Consider the following 1,457-nt stretch of genomic DNA (forward strand, 5'->3'; position numbering starts at 1 on the left):
ACGGATCTTCACGTTCGCAAATTACGGCCAAAGTTAAACCTTCTGGTAATGCCATCGGAACATCTTTCATTGAATGTACAGCAAGGTCCGCACGACCATCTAAAAGTGCTGCTTCCAATTCTTTAACGAACAACCCTTTGCCACCAATTTTTGCTAAAGGTGTATCTAAAATTTTGTCGCCCTGCGTGACAAACTTAACCAACTCCACCGTTAAATCTGGGTGAAGCTCCTGTAAACGGGCACGAATATGTTCTGCCTGCCAAAGAGCAAGTGGGCTTTGTCGTGTAGCAATTTTCAAGGTTTTCATAAATTCAAGCATGGGCTGGTCAAACAATACACCCTAAACTTAACTTGATCCCTTAAAATTGCAAGTAAAATCTCACAAGCAAAAATAAGATGAATACAGGTTAAAGTTGGTGTATCCGTTCTCTAAGGGTAGATAAATGACGGCGGCTTACGGAAAGTCTTTCATCTAAGCCACGTAAGCGAACCTGATATTGGCCCGAACTTACTAGCTCCAAACCATCTAAATAAGCAATCGAGACCAATGCATTACGGTGAATACGGATGAACTGATCTGCGAACTCAGTTTCAAGTTCTTTAAGTGTTTCGTCAATCAATACGCTGCCATTTTTATGACGTACCGTGACATATTTCTGATCTGCTAAAAAGTAATAGATATTTTCAACAGGAATTAGCTCAACCCCACGATAGGTTTTAGCAGCAATTTGATGACGTTGTGTTTTTAAATCCTGTAAAAGCTCAGGTTTAGGCAAAGCGCTGAGCTGCGCTTGCGTTAGCTGGGTTAATTGCTTAAATGTCTGCTCCAGCTCTTGAGGATCAATGGGCTTAAGAAGATAAGCTTGTGCTTGTGACTTAAATGCCTCCAATGCATGCTGATCATAAGCTGTGCAAAACACTATGGCAGGTCGAGGATTAAGTTGGCTTAATTGCTCCGCACAGACGAGACCATTCATACCCGGCATCTGGATATCAAGTAAAATCACATCTGGGTGATGAAGCCGTGCCTGTTCCAAGGCATCTTGGCCATGATGAGCTGTTGCGACAACCTCATGTCCCATCTTTGAAACTAAACGTGACAATCGTTCCACTGCAAGTGGTTCGTCATCACAAATTAGCACCTTCAGTCATCCTCCTTGTCACCGTTAACTTGGTCCATTTTTTTATGGTTAACTCTGACTGACTTATTATTTTGATTGGTATTGATAGCTCATAATAGTGGTATATAAAGCCTCACCCTTATATACCTGGAATCTCACTGAATTCCCATAATACGCTTTTAAGCGCTGTTTAACATTTTCAAGAGCGATTCCATGCCCTTTCCGTGAATTTATTGTATCGTGTGTATAAGGGTTGGTAATGACTATACTGACCTGATTTTGCAATATTTCAACCAATACCCCAATGGTTGCTTTACCCATCATTGGCTCTACCCC

General features: G+C 41.5%; 1 protein-coding gene and 2 pseudogenes. All 3 read right to left on the reverse strand.

Annotation, left to right across the window (positions count from 1 at the left end; all coding sequences use genetic code 11):
• A pseudogene (locus tag VXQ92_RS17735) lies at positions 1–307 on the reverse strand (hydroxymethylbilane synthase); the annotation flags it as partial.
• Positions 308–407: 100 nt separating this feature from the next.
• Positions 408–1,148 carry a LytR/AlgR family response regulator transcription factor gene (locus tag VXQ92_RS17740; protein ID WP_000865993.1) on the reverse strand — a complete coding sequence of 247 codons (741 nt, stop codon included), beginning with the start codon at positions 1,146–1,148 and terminating at the stop codon, positions 408–410.
• A 60-nt stretch (positions 1,149–1,208) separates the two neighbouring features.
• Positions 1,209–1,457 (reverse strand): annotated as a pseudogene (locus VXQ92_RS17745) (alginate biosynthesis protein); the annotation flags it as partial.

The sequence above is a fragment of the Acinetobacter sp. 228 genome, from assembly GCF_048147885.1.